This window comes from Gilliamella sp. X-60, assembly GCF_057063585.1.
This window is the reverse complement of record NZ_JBXSQJ010000009.1, coordinates 71,551-88,277: the sequence shown is the minus strand read 5'-3', so window position 1 is coordinate 88,277 and position 16,727 is coordinate 71,551. Positions and strand designations below refer to the sequence as shown.

General features: G+C 33.3%; 20 protein-coding genes. 6 read left to right on the top strand and 14 right to left on the bottom strand.

Annotation, left to right across the window (positions count from 1 at the left end; genetic code table 11):
• Positions 1 to 251 precede the first annotated feature (251 nt).
• From ACYIAM_RS06425 to ACYIAM_RS06385, 9 genes are all read right to left on the bottom strand, one after another.
• Positions 252 to 569 (bottom strand): hypothetical protein, encoded by a 318-nt coding sequence (locus ACYIAM_RS06425; protein ID WP_174797558.1) that lies wholly within the window; start codon positions 567 to 569, stop codon positions 252 to 254.
• Positions 570 to 749: 180 nt separating this feature from the next.
• Positions 750 to 1,043 carry a hypothetical protein gene (locus ACYIAM_RS06420; protein ID WP_174797559.1) on the bottom strand — a complete coding sequence of 98 codons (294 nt, stop codon included), beginning with the start codon at positions 1,041 to 1,043 and terminating at the stop codon, positions 750 to 752.
• 433 nt (positions 1,044 to 1,476) lie between these two features.
• Positions 1,477 to 1,926 carry an SMI1/KNR4 family protein gene (locus tag ACYIAM_RS06415; RefSeq protein ID WP_483747668.1) on the bottom strand — a complete coding sequence of 150 codons (450 nt, stop codon included), beginning with the start codon at positions 1,924 to 1,926 and terminating at the stop codon, positions 1,477 to 1,479.
• 363 nt (positions 1,927 to 2,289) lie between these two features.
• On the bottom strand, positions 2,290 to 2,628 hold the full coding sequence (locus ACYIAM_RS06410; RefSeq protein WP_483747667.1) for a hypothetical protein: 339 nt from the start codon (positions 2,626 to 2,628) through the stop codon (positions 2,290 to 2,292).
• Between the two features lie 143 nt (positions 2,629 to 2,771).
• The gene (locus ACYIAM_RS06405; RefSeq protein WP_483747666.1) at positions 2,772 to 3,140 is read right to left on the bottom strand and encodes a hypothetical protein; all 369 of its coding nucleotides are present in this window, start codon (positions 3,138 to 3,140) and stop codon (positions 2,772 to 2,774) included.
• Between the two features lie 103 nt (positions 3,141 to 3,243).
• Positions 3,244 to 3,582: a hypothetical protein gene (locus ACYIAM_RS06400; protein ID WP_174797563.1), complete on the bottom strand. Its 339-nt coding sequence runs from the start codon at positions 3,580 to 3,582 to the stop codon at positions 3,244 to 3,246.
• 270 nt (positions 3,583 to 3,852) lie between these two features.
• Positions 3,853 to 4,332 carry a pentapeptide repeat-containing protein gene (locus tag ACYIAM_RS06395; protein WP_065639011.1) on the bottom strand — a complete coding sequence of 160 codons (480 nt, stop codon included), beginning with the start codon at positions 4,330 to 4,332 and terminating at the stop codon, positions 3,853 to 3,855.
• Between the two features lie 241 nt (positions 4,333 to 4,573).
• A complete protein-coding gene (locus tag ACYIAM_RS06390) occupies positions 4,574 to 4,996 on the bottom strand; it encodes a hypothetical protein (RefSeq protein ID WP_483747665.1) in 423 nt (140 codons plus the stop codon).
• Positions 4,997 to 5,171: 175 nt separating this feature from the next.
• Entirely contained in the window at positions 5,172 to 5,678 is a 507-nt protein-coding gene (locus ACYIAM_RS06385; RefSeq protein WP_483747664.1) for a hypothetical protein, read from the bottom strand.
• A 555-nt stretch (positions 5,679 to 6,233) separates the two neighbouring features.
• Between ACYIAM_RS06385 and ACYIAM_RS06380 the strand changes: the two genes are divergently transcribed.
• Both ACYIAM_RS06380 and pgi read left to right on the top strand, forming a co-directional pair.
• Positions 6,234 to 6,689, top strand: a complete 456-nt coding sequence (locus ACYIAM_RS06380) for a hypothetical protein (RefSeq protein ID WP_160430428.1) — start codon at positions 6,234 to 6,236, stop codon at positions 6,687 to 6,689.
• Positions 6,690 to 6,912: 223 nt separating this feature from the next.
• A complete protein-coding gene (gene pgi / locus ACYIAM_RS06375; RefSeq protein ID WP_483747663.1) occupies positions 6,913 to 8,562 on the top strand; it encodes a glucose-6-phosphate isomerase in 1,650 nt (549 codons plus the stop codon).
• A gap of 83 nt (positions 8,563 to 8,645) precedes the next feature.
• Here pgi and crr read toward each other — a convergent pair whose 3' ends face one another.
• The 4 genes from crr to ACYIAM_RS06355 all read right to left on the bottom strand — a co-directional run bounded on the left by crr (position 8,646) and on the right by ACYIAM_RS06355 (position 11,683).
• Complete coding sequence (gene crr / locus ACYIAM_RS06370; protein WP_483747671.1) at positions 8,646 to 9,149, bottom strand: PTS glucose transporter subunit IIA; 504 nt, start codon at positions 9,147 to 9,149, stop codon at positions 8,646 to 8,648.
• A 9-nt stretch (positions 9,150 to 9,158) separates the two neighbouring features.
• The gene (gene ptsI / locus ACYIAM_RS06365) at positions 9,159 to 10,886 is read right to left on the bottom strand and encodes a phosphoenolpyruvate-protein phosphotransferase PtsI (RefSeq protein ID WP_174797536.1); all 1,728 of its coding nucleotides are present in this window, start codon (positions 10,884 to 10,886) and stop codon (positions 9,159 to 9,161) included.
• A 52-nt stretch (positions 10,887 to 10,938) separates the two neighbouring features.
• Complete coding sequence (gene ptsH, locus ACYIAM_RS06360) at positions 10,939 to 11,196, bottom strand: phosphocarrier protein Hpr (RefSeq protein ID WP_160430425.1); 258 nt, start codon at positions 11,194 to 11,196, stop codon at positions 10,939 to 10,941.
• A 136-nt stretch (positions 11,197 to 11,332) separates the two neighbouring features.
• Positions 11,333 to 11,683, bottom strand: a complete 351-nt coding sequence (locus ACYIAM_RS06355; protein WP_483747662.1) for a hypothetical protein — start codon at positions 11,681 to 11,683, stop codon at positions 11,333 to 11,335.
• 125 nt (positions 11,684 to 11,808) lie between these two features.
• Here ACYIAM_RS06355 and ACYIAM_RS06350 point away from each other — a divergent pair, with 125 nt between their 5' ends.
• A complete protein-coding gene (locus ACYIAM_RS06350) occupies positions 11,809 to 12,351 on the top strand; it encodes a UPF0149 family protein (protein ID WP_160430423.1) in 543 nt (180 codons plus the stop codon).
• Between the two features lie 30 nt (positions 12,352 to 12,381).
• The gene (gene pepP, locus ACYIAM_RS06345) at positions 12,382 to 13,698 is read left to right on the top strand and encodes a Xaa-Pro aminopeptidase (RefSeq protein WP_483747670.1); all 1,317 of its coding nucleotides are present in this window, start codon (positions 12,382 to 12,384) and stop codon (positions 13,696 to 13,698) included.
• A 68-nt stretch (positions 13,699 to 13,766) separates the two neighbouring features.
• Here the strand turns inward: pepP and ACYIAM_RS06340 are convergent, their stop codons facing one another.
• Entirely contained in the window at positions 13,767 to 14,594 is an 828-nt protein-coding gene (locus tag ACYIAM_RS06340; protein ID WP_483747661.1) for a TonB family protein, read from the bottom strand.
• Between the two features lie 154 nt (positions 14,595 to 14,748).
• On the opposite strand from ACYIAM_RS06340, the gene ispB reads away from it, so the two are divergent.
• Both ispB and ACYIAM_RS06330 read left to right on the top strand, forming a co-directional pair.
• The gene (gene ispB, locus ACYIAM_RS06335; RefSeq protein ID WP_174797532.1) at positions 14,749 to 15,735 is read left to right on the top strand and encodes an octaprenyl diphosphate synthase; all 987 of its coding nucleotides are present in this window, start codon (positions 14,749 to 14,751) and stop codon (positions 15,733 to 15,735) included.
• A 118-nt stretch (positions 15,736 to 15,853) separates the two neighbouring features.
• Entirely contained in the window at positions 15,854 to 16,726 is an 873-nt protein-coding gene (locus ACYIAM_RS06330) for an EamA family transporter (RefSeq protein ID WP_483747660.1), read from the top strand.
• Position 16,727: the final 1 nt, after the last annotated feature.

Below are 16,727 nucleotides of genomic sequence, written 5' to 3'. Positions count from 1 at the left end.
CGCTTCAGCTTCTTTTAAAATAGCGACGATTTGATGTTCAGTCATTTTTTTCATAATTAAATCCCCTTTACTTTTATCATAGAGAATTTTCTACTTTTTTGCTGTACTATTTTAGGGGATAGTTACAAACGCATTTTCCCATTTTGGAAAACTGAGTGATTCTCCCCAAAATATTAGACAGTGCCCACCTCTATCATTTTGTCGTTAAAGCAGCATAGATCTAGAGACAATTTTTTGAACTCAACACGAATCTATTTATTTTGCCTGTTTATATTTATTCCCATCCATGATAATTCATTTGGTTCTGTATACCTATTATGAGGATCAAAATATCGGGGTAGCAATAAATCCTTTGCAGCATAATAGTATAAAATAGTTATAATATTTTTTTGTATTTCTTTTAAAGTCTCCTTATTTTCGCAACCAGTAATTTTATAAATTTCCTTATCACTACAATTTTCTAAGACATAGTTAATACATGATTCATAAATCATTAACCCATCTTCAGATATATCAAGATGAAATTGATTCACGGTTCCTGACGGATTTATATGCTCTAATAAATACATTTTTCTCTCTAAACTTTATATAATCATAATATACTTTTGAACTCATCAAGTTCACTTTGTGTTAATCTTTGCTACAGGTTAGTATTTTAATTCATTCAATGTTGAACGATTTTCTTAGTGTTAGACATGTTATCAACAAATAAATTTTAATTTAATGATTTATTATAATTTATCTTGGTTTTATTTATTAATAGTTCGCTTTAGTAATAGCTCAATCCATGGATTTGTATTTTTTAACAATTGCTTATCTATAGAAAAATCGGCACTTGATTCAATAAGATGTAATAATGTCCACGCTAACCCATAACTTTCATCCTTACCAAAGAGTGTAATTAGTTTAGTGGCTTCTTCGTTTGATAAGGGTGGTTGAATGCTATGTAAAATATTCTGATATTTCTGAATAAAGTCAATATCAGAACACGTTTCTGAAGGCAAAGGTCCCATTTTAATAAGTTCATTAACAGATTGTCTCATAAAGGTTCTAACCATGTTTTCATTAATTTTAGAAAGTTTATTTTGTAGTCTTTAAGAATATCTTTAATAAGTTTATCGATTTAGAACTAACTATGTCGCTTATATCTTTAATATAATTTTGCTTGCCTGAATAATAATCCAAAATCTTGTATTGTTGTTGTCGCAGCTTGGTATTCATAAGTTATTGGTAAATAGTTTCATGAAGATGATGTTGACCAGCTATATTTTGCTTGCAATGCCCGCCATTATCAATAACAGAAAACAATAAGCTAAATTGTGACATCCAAAGGTTGAATTTAATCAACAACTGAAATAAGGTAGCCCAAATAAAAAATGCTCTATATCATGTCAATCAAAGTCTAAAAATGCATCACTTTTATAATAAAACATGTAAGGCCTAAATAAATCATCTTTAGAATATTTTGGCTATAAGTTATGTGTGTAGATTGACATATTCCTCAAAAAAAATGCTGAATGACGGTGCAAGGATATCTGATATTTTTTTTGAGAAAAGATCATAATTAACTATTTGCCCATAAGTATCTTTTCTACAATCAACACACCAACATACATCGTCATCTTTAAAATAAATAACCGCCATATCTGATGGTAAGGTGTATTCATTGCGACACTGATAAGTGTCATAATAAATTGCTCCTCCAGACTCAGCCAAGGCATCATTATCAACTATGCCTGATATTTCTTCTCCAACAATACCACCGCCACCTACTAATAAAATAAACTCTTTTAATTCATATGGTAACGATAATTTTAGCTTGTTTTCGAGTATATTAATTTGTGATGCATCACAAGCTCCAAGCCAATATACTTCGTCTTGAGCTTCATCATTTAAGCGCTTAACAAGACTGTTAATATCACTCATATAATTACCTCACATAAAATGCAATACACTATTATAGCATTACACAATTAGCTAAATTTTATAACAAGGAAAAACATATTAGGGAAATGTATTGTTATAGTAAAACACTTTGGAAAACTTAGATAGACGCAAAAGCGCTAGTCAAGAAAGAGCAACAAGAGGATTTATTTTGCTGACCATACTCGCATTCAGGTAAAATGAATGCTGATAAATAATTTGTCTGTTAGGTTAATTTTGAACTACCTTTTTGTGTATTGCCAATGATTACGGCAATTTCAAATAGAAAAATTCAATGTTTGTTGCCCAAAATAAATATTAAACGGTATTTACAACTATTACTTTAGTTCATTTTTATATTTTCTTTTATTTATATGGTGACATGAGTCTATTGACTTCCTCAACTGTTAAACTAAAACAATCTATAGTATTCATGTGGATATTTATATTTAACTGTTTATTTATTCGTTTCAACCAATGGTAAAAATCAATAAAAATATTTTCATTATTTTTTGTTAATTCCATAAAACCTGAGTCTCCATGGGATAGCTCTAATGATTCTACGATACATCGAAAAATATCATTATTTTTGATTAAATCATCAGCTTTAAGGTTCATTAATTCTTTTATTATTGATATTTCTGCTGAAATACCCATTATTGTAGGAAGAGATAAAATCTTGTGATTTATTTCTTTTAAATTCATATTAATTACCTTAATAAAATAATCCATCAAGGGAGAACATGCGCACTGTTAGTTTATGTGCTAGTTTATTTGTTTTATCTGTAATCTATCCTTTGTTCCTAGCTTATATAGCTGTAACAAAAAATATCACTGATATATAATCTTTAATTGTATTGACTAAATTTTTCTATCCAGCCACTTTCTGTTAAAAGTTCACCAGATAAACCATCACTAATGTTAACAATGTTTTTTTCATTTTTACCATTTTTAGATATTAATAATCTCATATTTTCTTCATTTTGTTCTAGCATATTTAATGTATTGTAAATAACACTATCAATAGCAATAACAGCAACTTTTTTTAAAATATCAATTTGATTTCTATCAAATATTTTTAGTTCATTATTTAATTTAACCATATTTTCAGATTTCATTTTACCCTGAACCATTGCTTCAAATTCGAAAATGGCTTGATCTCTAACATAACTAATAATCTTTTGACCAAAAATATCAAGTAATTCTTTATCTAACATATTAATCCTCCTTTTATATAGGCGCACCAAATCAGACAGTTCACAATCACAGTTTTTGTTTGACGCAAACAATTAACCCTTTGTTACAATTTATAGTAAAGCGTTAATCACTGGGATATTTGTCTAAATACCCCCGACTTGATGGATATTTTGTAAAAAAAGAAATTTTATTTTTATCGATAAATTGAATATCAAAAATTCTAGAACAATTTTTTTCCAAACCAATATCATACAAATATAATTTTTTCTCAATTTCATCCAAAAGTGATATTGCCATATCATTAATAATTGCATGACATTCATTAATAAAAAAAATTACTTCTTCCGGAAAATTAGACTCAATAATCACGCCTTCATAATAATAATCAAACTTGTCAATTTTGTTATATTCGATAAGAGCATATCTCTGTTTATCTCTAAATGAAATAATATAGTCTTTCATTATTACCCTCTAAATCCGTTGAAAATGCCGAACAGTTTATTTTGTTAGCATTAAAACTATTCATACTTTTTGAACGAATTAATATTGCATTATTTATTTCCAACTTCTCTTTAAATGGAGCATGAATAATAGCAAATCTGATTTTTTAAGATCTGTGATTTTGGTTTTATTTCATCTGTTAGTAATTGAATCAGCACGGTTAACTACAAGACAGAAGCATTTGGCAGATATTAATTTTGTTATAATAGAATAAGTTGCTATTCATAATATTTATTGCAAAATAGCGCCATTGTTCTCCGGTGAAAAATATTTTGGCCAAATGGTATACTTGTCATATATTGCCCCTATAAAACTTGCTTCATTTATTCTCATTGCATTTACATTTGCTCTTTTTAAATTACTTCCATTGAAATTTGCATTAAATAAATCAGCGCCTGATAAATTAGCTCTTTGTAAATTAGCATTTAGTAAAAAAGCGCCATTTAACTTGCAGTTCGACATCTGAGCATTTAATAATGATGCATTGATTAAATTTGAATTCATTAATAATGCATTGGCAAAATCAGCATTATCTAAAATACAATTTGAAAAATTTACACTCCGTAAATTAGCATATTTAAAATTAACATCACGCAATGAATATCCCGTAAATATAGCTGTATGTAATATCGAATTACTAAAATCAAAACCATCAAATGTTGTTACATCAAATTCTTGTGTGCTGCCAGATTCAAAATGAATGGTAATCATTAATAATTCTCCTAGTTACAGAGGTTAACTTTTGTTATAGACATAGATTTAATTTTTAGGATATTACTTGGTGCAAGCATTCCTTACCATAATACCTGAAAGTATGGTAATGTAAGCTGGTTTCTTATAGGATTTTTCGGTTTTAATGACAAGCGTAATTGAGTTGTTGTGTATAGCCGTTTAGATCGGTCTGCTCGATTAATCAGCCATGTTGCTGTATTGGAAAAAAGCTAGAAGCAATTTAAGAAAGAGTAACCATTTCAACTTTTCCATCTGGTAATAAACAGATCACGATTCCTTTTCCTTCAAGTCGAACTCCATCACAAAATTGAGTTACATTCCAATCTTTTATTTTAGACAGCGCTAGCCAATCATCAAGTTTCCAGCTATTTATGCTACCAAGGATGACCATCTTTTTTCTAAAACCATGCATGTCAATATTTATACTTATTACCGTGTTATTTTCAGATAAAATACTGACATTGCCATATAGGTGATTAAATATTTTTGATTTTCTGTTTAGTCTTGCTACAGGTAATTCTGGTTCTCCCATCGTTTCATCAATAAGAGAATCAGATGAGCCGACATGCAATTTTTTGATGTGTAAGCTGTTAATAATATCTATTAACTCTATTTGAAAGATCGGTTCCCATTCTTTATTCATTATTAACAACCTATTCCCTATTCACCATAATCAATAAGCGCTTTAATTTCATCTAATTCTTCGACGGTAAAACTTTTACACAGCAAAGAAATTAATTCAAAAAAATGGGATTCTATTTTCTGATATTCAATATCCATTAGCGATAAATCCTTGAAAAGACTTTATTCGCAATTGTTTAATAAAGTCTAGCATCTGAACGGGGTTCAATTTCTCTTTTTCCAAGTTTGTTTATTTTTTCTAAGATCAAGTCATAGCAATAAAAGGTATCGCCATTTTTTTTTAAAGTTACGCCTTCCAAACAAACTTTATATATTCCCTTCGGAATATCTGCATTATGCCAACCTGTATATTCTTCCCATTCCCAAAAAACAGACATGTCGGCAATATATAAGTTTCCAGTAACATTAAGATAAAAATATTTATCGCTGAATATAACCCGTCTCTCCTCGTTACAGGGAGATTCATTTAAAAACAAACGAACAACATAACCACCATCATCAATGCCCATGATAGGTAACGCAATTCCCTTATCAAGCACAAAGTCGCCTTTGTCTGTTGTTGTAAATGTTTTAAGTATATTTTGCCCATTGTCTATTTTCCCACCAAAAGGGATCTGTATTCCTGGGTAGTCAAAAATAATTATACCGTTAAAATCAACATCAATGAATATTGTCTTAATCACATTTGCCTCCTACACCCATTTTAACAAATTGGATACTGCAAATTACCAAATAATCACGAAACGGTATAGACTCCTGAATATTTTTTACAAAAATATAACCTAAAAAGCAAACGCCGCATTTTCATTAAAGTCCTTATCGCTTTCCGCTCCCATTCATTTGCAGGCAGTTAGGTTTTGTACATGTTTGATTGATACGATGATTATCACCCATTTTAACCAATAGATACTGCAAATTATCAAATAATCATGAAACGGTATAGACTCCTGAATATTTTTCACAAAAAATATAACCCAACAAGTAAAAAGACAGCCATTTGCCAAATTACGGTAAGCAATGCAAATCATTCCTAAAAATAAACTATTTCAATAATGTTGTATCTTTTTGCGGTCACATTTCTTGCTACAATTTTACTCATTGATGAAGTGATTAGATAACCTTTTATATGGAAACAAAATCTAAATAGAAACCCACAAAGTACAAGTTTATTATAGAATATGGGGATAAGATCAACGTCAAATTTTAACGGGCAAATGTACAAAATTTAGGATTTGCATATGTATAATAAAAATAAGCTTAGCGCGCTCGATATCAATCATTTTTTAGATCCAAATGAATATTATATCAAAGAAGATTTTTCATATGCTGAGATACCCGGAACGGCTAATATTTGTGGTTATCACATTATATTTTTTTATATTGACGATAAGATTGAGGTTTTATCCATTGATTCTGACGTTATGGATAATACTTTCCTACTCGATAAAGCCAATCAAATTCTAAATTTTCTGGGTTTTGATTTTAAATTAGGATGTCCGTTTGTTTTAACTGATATGTTTAATCATAACTATATTTTTAAAGATCATATCTATGAAGATCATATGCGTTACTATTATGAAGTGGATGAACAATTAATTGTCCTTGGCATTACTTTTGCAGGGATTTTAGTGTCATTTGAGATAGTGAATAATAAGCGTATTATTGATAATCGTCTTGAATATCTAAAATCTTAAATATAATTTTTATATTTAAATCAATAACTAACCTTAAAACATGATACTGTAAGTATCCGATATCTTATTTTTAACGCTCTTAATTCATGTTATTCCATCAAAAAAGAAAATAATATCTATTATTCTCGATTAAACTTATTTTTATCGAAAAGATCCTTATCTTGCATCATGCTAGGCATAGTTATATTATGGGTATAATGTAATATTATTTAAGGAATAAATTATGCTAAAGTCAATTGATCCAACTACTACCCATTCTTGGAAATCCCTTCAAGCTAGTTACCAAACAAATAAAGATAAAACCATTGCTCAACTTTTAAAAGAGGAGCCTAACCGAGTTGAAAAACTGAGTATTCCTTTTGACGATGAGTTTTTGGTTGATTTATCAAAAAACAGAGTAACACAAGAAACCCTAGAATTGCTGTATAAACTTGCTGATGAATGCGATTTAACTGGTGCGATTAATGCTATGTATAGTGGTGAAAAAATTAATCGCACAGAAAATCGGGCAGTATTACATGTTGCATTACGTAATGTATCAAATACCCCAATTTATGTTGATGGTAAGAATGTGATGGATGATGTTAATGCTGTCTTAGCTAAGATGGAATCATTCAGTAACAAAATCATTAGTGGCGAATGGAAAGGTTATACAGGTAAAGCGATTACTGATGTTGTTAATATTGGCATTGGCGGTTCAGATCTGGGGCCTCATATGATCACCGAAGCGCTACGTCCTTATAAAAACCATTTAAATATGCATTTTGTTTCTAATGTTGATGGTACACATATTGTTGAAGCACTTAAAGGTTTAAATCCTGAAACCACTTTATTTTTAGTGGCATCTAAAACCTTTACTACACAAGAAACCATGACTAATGCACAAACGGCACGATCATGGTTACTTGATGCGGCAAAAGACGATAAAGCGGTTGCTTTGCACTTTATTGCACTATCAACTAATGCAAAGGAAGTTGAAAAGTTTGGTATTGATACCGCCAATATGTTTGAATTTTGGGATTGGGTCGGTGGACGTTATTCATCGTGGTCAGCAATTGGTTTATCAATAGTGTTATCAATCGGTTTTGATAATTTCAAACAATTTTTAGCCGGTGGCCATGCTATGGATAAACACTTCCAAAGTGCGCCAATTGATAAAAATATCCCAACTTTACTTGCGTTAATTGGTATTTGGTACAACAATTTTTGTGGTGCAGAAACCGAAGCGATTTTGCCTTATGATCAGTATATGCACCGTTTTGCGGCTTATTTTCAACAAGGTAATATGGAGTCAAATGGTAAGAGTGTGGATCGAAGTGGCAATAAAACACCTTATACTACCGGTCCAATTATTTGGGGTGAACCGGGAACCAATGGTCAACATGCGTTTTATCAATTAATTCACCAAGGTACTAAACTTATTCCTTGTGATTTTATTGCACCAGCTATTAGTCATAATCCAGTTGGTGATCATCATCCTAAATTGTTATCTAACTTTTTTGCACAAACCGAAGCTTTAGCTTTTGGTAAAACAAAAGAGCAAGTTGAACAAGAATTTATTGCCGCTGGTAAAAACCTTGACGAAGTGAAGTCCGTGGTACCATTTAAAGTCTTTGATGGCAATAAGCCAACTAATTCAATATTAGTGAAAAAAATCACCCCTTATAGCCTTGGTGCGTTAGTTGCCATGTATGAACATAAGATCTTTACTCAGGGGATTATTTTAAATATCTTTAGTTTTGATCAATGGGGAGTTGAACTAGGTAAGCAATTAGCCGGTCGGATTTTACCTGAATTGGCAGATGATAAACCAGTAAATTCACATGATAAATCTACAAATAACTTAATTAATCAATACAAAAAATGGCGTTAAGATGTTTTAGAAAATACCTGTATGTAAGTATAAAACAAAAAACCTTCAGCTTAAGCTGAAGGTTTTTTTATAAGCAATATTTATTACTTTTTAATTCGCATTATTGGTGTTTTACCTGCTTCTACTGTACCTGATAGTTTGGTGAGTTCCACAATTGTTTCCATATTAGAAATAACCACAGGTGTTAATACGGATTTTGCTTTACTTTCAAGTAGTGGTAGGTCAATTTCAATAATGGTATCGCCTGCTTTAACTTGTTGGCCTTCTTCGGCAATTCTCGTAAAACCTTCACCTTTTAGTTCCACAGTATCAATACCAAAGTGAACAAAAAGTTCAATGCCTTCATCTGATTCTAAAGCAAAAGCATGATTGGTTTCGAAGATTTTACCAATTTTACCACTTAATGGTGCAACAATTTTATTGCCAGAAGGTTTAATTGCTACTCCATCACCAACGATTTTTTCAGCAAAAACCACATCTGGTACATCTTCGATTTTGACAATTTCGCCACTTAAAGGAGCAATAATCTCGATGCTATTTTTACTATCATCGGATACAAATTGTTTAATTTTATCGAATAGACCCATCATTGTCTCCTAACAAATTTGCTTTTCAGCAGTGTAATTTTCAATTAAATCAATAATTTCTTTAGCAGTTGCTTTTTCTAGCGCAGCATCAGCAAATTTCTTTGCCTCTTCATAATTCGTATTACGAATTAATTTCTTAATTTTAGGAATAGATACAGCACTCATACTAAACTCATCAAGTCCCATACCAAGTAATAAGATTGTCGCTCTTTCATCACCAGCAAGCTCACCACACATCCCTGTCCATTTACCTTCTTTATGAGAGGCATCGATCACTTTTTTAATCAGTGTTAATACTGAAGGTGAAAGAGGGTTATAAAGGTGAGAGATCAGCTCGTTACCACGATCAACAGCCAGCGTATATTGTGTTAAGTCATTGGTTCCGATACTAAAGAAATCAACTTCTTTGGCTAAGTGATGTGCAATCACAGCCGCTGCTGGCGTTTCAATCATTACACCAATTTCAATATTTTTATCAAACGCTTTGCCTTCGGCATTTAATTGTTCTTTAAGAATATTGATTTCAGATTTTAATATACGGATTTCTTCCACAGAAATAATCATTGGGAACATAATACGCAATTTACCAAATGCTGAAGCGCGTAAAATTGCGCGTAATTGTGCATGAAGAACTTCTTTACGATCTAAACTGATACGAATTGCACGCCAGCCTAGGAATGGATTTTCTTCTTTTGGTAAATGCATATATGGCACATCTTTATCGCCGCCGATATCCATGGTACGGACAATTACCGATAAACCATTGGTTGATTCGGCTACTTCTTTATAGGCTTTAAATTGCTCTTCTTCATCAGGATAAGCTTCGCGATCCATAAATAAGAATTCAGTGCGGTATAGACCAACACCTTCATAACCGTTACGTTCAGCACCCGCAATATCACGCACTGTACCAATGTTGCCACAAATTTCTACTTGGTGACCATCAAGGGTTACAGCCGGTAGATCTTTTAATTTAGCCAATTCTTCTTTATCACTAATATATTTAGTTTGAACTTGTTTTAACTTTTCTTGAGTTGTGTGATCTGGATTGATATAAATAGCATTATTGATCGCATCTAAAATAACGAAATCACCTTGTTTGATTGCTTGAGTTGCATTTGATGTTCCAACAATAGCTGGGATTTCTAAAGAACGAGCCATGATAGAGGTATGTGAAGTACGACCCCCTGCATCAGTAATAAAACCTAATACCATATCTAAGTTTAGCTGAGCTGTTTCAGACGGCGTTAAGTCGGTTGCAACTAAAACACATGGTTGGCTAATGGCACTCAAATCAACAATTTCAATGCCTAAAATATTTTTGAGTAATCGTTTACCGATATCACGAATATCTGCAGCACGTTCTTTTAGATATTCATCATCTAAATTTTCTAGTTCTTTAGCTTGAGTTTCAAAAACAGATTGAACAGCGGCATCTGCGCTTGAATGTTTACTTTGAATACGAGAAATCACTTCTTGCTCAAGATCCTCATCTTCAAGAAGCATAATATGCCCTTCAAAAATGGCGGCTTTATCTTCGCCTAATGTGGATTTTGCGCGTTCCATAATCGCATGTAATTGTTCGCTTGATTTTTCTCGAGCTTCTTTAAAGCGCTCAATTTCAGCGTCAATCTTGCTATCAAGAATTTGTCTATTGCTAATAACAATAGGTTCTTCTTTTAATAATAGCGCTTTAGCAAAAGCGATACCGGGGGAAACAAGTATACCTGAGACCATAACATTTAATCCTTATTCAATTTTAAAACCTTTCATAGCTAATCGGGAGTTATTATTCCAATTCAGGAATTAATTTTACTAAATGATCAACTGCGTCTTTTTCATCTTCACCTTCGGCAGCAATGGTAATGGTTGTGCCTTGTGATAAACCTAATGTTTGTAATTTAAATAGGCTTTTAGCGCTTGCACTTTTTCCATTAGATGTGACGGTGATTTCTGCATTAAAGTTTTTGGCTTCTTTCACAAATTGCGCAGCAGGGCGAGTATGAAGACCGTTAGATGCAGTAATGGTTACATCTTGTTTGTACATATTATTTGACTCCCAAATATTTTTATTTCAACGACCAATATAAATAAAAACCGCCTGAAAGGCTAGTAAGATTTCATATATCTTTTATATTAGGTCAATCGCATTAGCTTTAATTGATAAAGATAGCTATATTTTGTCAGTATCGGTAGATACGGGTGACTTTATCGCTACACTTTTTAAATTCTACCTGTCCATGGATTCCATGTTTAATGTTTTCAAAAACGATTTCTTCACTGCCATCAAGCTTTGATGCGCGGATCTCTTCTCTACAGAAAGTTTCAAATCGCTGTAATTCTTGTTCACTATTACCTAATTTATAAGTTTTAGGTAAATTTTGACTGGTTACATCGGTGTGTATTTTATCTTGCACATCAAGGATAATGACGCCTTTATTCGAGAACAATGAGCTACAGGCGGTTAATGATAATAATCCTGCAAGAAATAATAATTGCAAAGGCAATTTCACGATTAATCCCACAATGTTCAAAATAATTCCTTTATAAAGCACAGTAACCTGTTTATTATTTACAATTGAATACGAATTATATACTAATAATCAGAGAAAGTGCAGGGTGCATTTTTTCATGATGTAATAAAATTAGGGTGAAGTTTATGTCAAATATTATCAATTACGACGAATTTAATCGTCAACTAATCCAAAATAAAATCGGTATTACCGCAGCTGAGTTGCATGGTTTTTTGTCGGGTATATTAGCTGGCGGTAACTATGATGAAAGCTGGCGTCCATTGGTTGAAGATATGTTAAATAATGGTCAAAAAATGCCTGCATCATTAGATGAGAAAATTAGTCAACTTTACACACATATCAAACAACAATTCTTTGATGAAGATTTTAGCTTTCAATTATTACTTAGTGACAAAGATTTATATTCACAGCTTGATGATTTGGTTGGCTGGGTAAATCATTTCTTACTTGGTATTGGCCTTGTGCAACCTAAAATTAATCATATCAAAGGTGATGTTGGCGAAGCGATTTATGACCTACGGCAAATTGTTACACTGGGTTATGATGAAAATGAAGATCAACAAGAGCTTGGTTTTGCTTTTGAAGAGATTAAAGAGTATGTTCGCATCACTTCTATGCTATGTTTTGATGAATTTAATGAACCAGATATCATCCCAACAATCCATTAATAATTATACATTTTCAAGGTCATTACCATGATAAACACTGATATCAAAACAGAACTTTTGGCACGTCGAGAAAGATTATTAGCTCAAATGGTGCCAAATAGTATTGCACTTTTTTTTGCTGCTCCTGAAGCCGCGCGTAGTAATGACACCCATTATCCATATCGGCAAAATAGCGATTTTTGGTATTTTACGCTTTTTGCCGAGCCAGAAGCGGTTTTTGCTGTGGTAAAACAAAATGATAATACGCCTAGATATGTATTATTTAATCGTAAAAAAGATGCACTTGCAGAAACATGGACAGGTTACCGTTTAGGTCAACAAGCCGCATTAGGCGCAATTTGGGTTGATAAGGCGCATTCCTTTGATGAGATAGATACAATATTACCCGATTTATTAAATGGCAAAACGGCGATTTATCATGCCGATCAACAGTATGCCTATGCCGATAAAATTGTTGATAGTGCCATGCGTATTTTACGACAAGGTAGCCGAATGAATCTTTCTGCCCCCAACAGCATGATTGATTGGCGACCGATAGTCCATGAAATGCGTATGTTTAAATCAGATTTTGAAATCAAAATTTTACGCCAAGCTTGTGAAATTAGTGCACAAGCCCATATTAGAGCAATGCAAAAGTGTAAACCATTAATGTTTGAATACCAACTAGAGGCTGAAATATTACACGAATTTGCTTGGCATGGTGCACGTTTTCCATCTTATAACACTATTGTTGGTGGGGGTAATAATGGTTGTATTTTACATTATGAAAATAATAGTGAGCAGCTGAAGGATGGAGATTTAGTTTTAATTGATGCTGGGTGTGAATACCAATACTATGCAGGCGATATTACTCGTACTTTCCCTGTTAATGGCCAATTTAGCCAAGCTCAACGTGAGATTTATGACATAGTGTTAGCAGCGCAATATCAAGCGATTCAATTATTTAAGCCCGGTACATCAATCATGGAAGTGAATAATCATGTGGTCAGAACGATGGTAGCAGGTTTAATTAAATTAGGCATTATGCATGGTGATGTGGAAACGTTAATTGCTAATAAAGCTTATACCGCATTTTATATGCATGGTTTAGGACACTGGCTAGGCATAGATGTGCATGATGTTGGTAGTGGTCGAGATCGTATTTTAGCGCCAGGAATGGTATTAACCGTTGAACCGGGACTCTATATTAATCAAGACGCAGATGTACCAGCACAATATAAAGGCATTGGTATTCGCATTGAAGATAATATTTTAATTACTGAGACAGGAAATGATGTGTTGACCAGTAATGTGCCTAAAGATCCGCATCAAATTGAACAATTGATGGCAAACACACTTACTCATTAGTCACGCTATTGCCGTAATTTCTTAAACAGAAGTTATGGCTCTTTTATTGCTGTCTATATCACTTGTTATTAGTTCAAACTAATTGATTTATCGCGGTTAAAAATAATTTTTATTTTCAAGTCTTTGGCCGCAATTGGCTTATATTTCCATGTTTTCATGGCATTAATCACGGAACGATTAAAGATATTATTAGGCTTTGCTTCTATAATTCGAATATTTTCAACTCGCCCATCACTATTTACATCAAATAGCGCGACCACATAACCCTCTAAGCGCATATCCAGTGCTCGGCGAGGGTATTCGGGTTGGTTGCGCCGAATTGGCGAAGGATTACCAGAATATTGATGATTATCTGAAATCTGCGGTGCTACAGCAGTATTAGCAACGTTGTCGCTAATCACTTCTTGTCTAACTTGCTGACGTGATGCTTTTTGAGCAGGCGGGCGCTTTTTCTTTTGTTTTGGTTCTTTTTTGACGACAATTTCCTTTTTGGGCTCAACAGTGGTGTTATCGGGGATTTTTTCGAGAATAGGTTCAGGCTGTTCTTCTTTAACAACTTCAGGCTCAATAACAGGTTCAACGGGAGTTTCTTCGATTGGTTTGTTATCGATCCGTTCGCTATTTTCCACGCCTTGAATTTCGGGGGTATTTTCTACTAATGATTGCTTTGGTGCAGCCAATTGCGAGATATCGACCATAATAGCTTTAATTGAATTATCACCTTCATCGACAACAATATTTTTAGCAAACAAGGCGGAACTAAAGATCAGTGCAAATAAGACAAGATGTGACAGTATAGATACCGATGTACATGCATAGGCATTTATGGGTTGTTTTTTCGTCGGACACAAAGGGACCTTGGTATTATCGATGTCTATATCAAAGTTAATCTTCATAATAATAATCATTTTTAACTTAAGGTCAGTATTCTAAATGAAAATGCTTATCATTTGTAGTGTTTTTTGAAATATGATAGATGACACCTTGTTGCATCATGATATTTATCAGATAATAGAAAGTAAATATCTGTTATTTATAATGGTTAGGCTGATGAATACTGCATCAATGAATCAAATACTCGATCTTGTTAAAGAAGATTTAATCAAAGTGAATCAAGCAATACAAGCAGAACTCAGTTCTGATGTGGCTTTGATCAATCAGTTAGGCAATTACATCATTAGCAGTGGTGGAAAGCGCATACGTCCAGTAATCGCGTTGTTAATCGCCAAAGCGCTCAACTACCAAGGCGATAAACATATTATTACCGCAGCTTTTATTGAATTTATTCATACAGCGACCTTATTGCATGATGATGTTGTTGATGAATCGGATTTACGCCGTGGCAAATCAACCGCTAATGCACTTTTTGGCAATGCCGCAAGCGTACTGGTTGGCGATTATATATATACGCGCTCTTTTCAAATGATGGTGCGTACCGAATCTTTTAAAGTATTGACGATTATGTCGGCGGCAACCAATGTGATTGCTGAAGGCGAAGTGCAACAGTTAATTAATTGTAACGATCCTGATATCACCAAAGAACAATATTTAGAGGTGATTTATCGCAAAACAGCACGTTTATTTGAGGCAACCTCGCATTCGGCTGCGGTTCTAGCTGGAGCTAATGCGCAGCAAGAACTCGCTTTACAAGAATATGGCAAATTTTTAGGTACAGCCTTTCAAATCATCGATGATTTGCTGGATTATAGCGGCGATAGTAATGAAAAATTAGGTAAAAATTTAGGCGATGATCTAAATGAAGGTAAACCGACTTTACCACTTTTACATGCAATGCACCACACTAAAAATGCCCAAGATGCAGCATTAATTCGTCAAGCAATAGAGCAAGGTAATGGTCGACAATTGTTAGACCGCATTTTAAACATCATGGACGAATGTGGTTCGCTAGATTTTACGTTACAAACCGCTCAAAAAGAAGCGCAAAAAGCATTTGACGTTATTGCCATTTTACCTGATTCGCCTTATAAACAAGCGTTACAAGATCTTGCCTTATTGTCAGTAAAAAGAGAAAACTAACTTACTAATGAGCCAATAAATCAATAAAACCATGCGTTTTTTATACTAAAACGCATGGTTTCCTGAAACTTCTTGTCATGAGTTTTATATACAACAACTTCAATTAAGGTAATTATTTATGCTAAAAAGGTCTTGGCCTGTTTTGTTAATTTTTATTTCGATGATTTCGGTTCAAGGCAGTGCGTCTATAGCCAAATATCTATTTCCAGTGTTAGGACCAGAGGGGATGACAGCTTGGCGATTATTTTTTTCGGCAATTATGTTAGTGTTAATCTTCAAACCATGGCGCAAAGCAATGACAAAACAAGCACTGAAATATATATTTTTATATGGTATTTCAATTGGTTGTATGAATTTAGCGTTTTATAACGCAATCGCCAGAATTCCGCTTGGTATTGCTGTTGCCATTGAACTGACTGGGCCTATTATGGTGGCGATGTGCGCTTCACGGAAAGTGCTTGATTTTATTTGGTTAGGTATTGCAATTATAGGGCTAGCTATGCTTTTACCACTAACTCAAGCGTCAAGTAATTTAGATCCAAAGAGTATTTTATTTGCCTTATTAGCAGGAAGTGGCTGGGCATGCTATATTTTATTTGGACGCAAAGCGAGTGCTATTTATGGCTCAGCAAGTGTAGCGATTGGGTCGGGCATTGCTTCGTGCTTTTTATTTCCTATCGGCATCTGGCAAACAGTCAGTACCCTGTTTTCGTTGGAATTGCTACCACTGATTTTTTTGGTTTCGTTATTAGCATCGGCCATTCCTTATGGTTTGGATATGATTGCACTTCCCAAATTACCCGCGCAAACATTTAGTACATTAATGAGTTTGTCACCTGTTTTTGCCGCACTTTCTGGATTTATTGTTTTGCATGAACAATTAACCGACTATCAGTGGATAGCCATTGTGCTTATTATTATATCATCGATAGGTACAGTACTTACAATGAGCAGGCCAACAAAGGTTAAATCGATTAAACCAAGCAATTAAA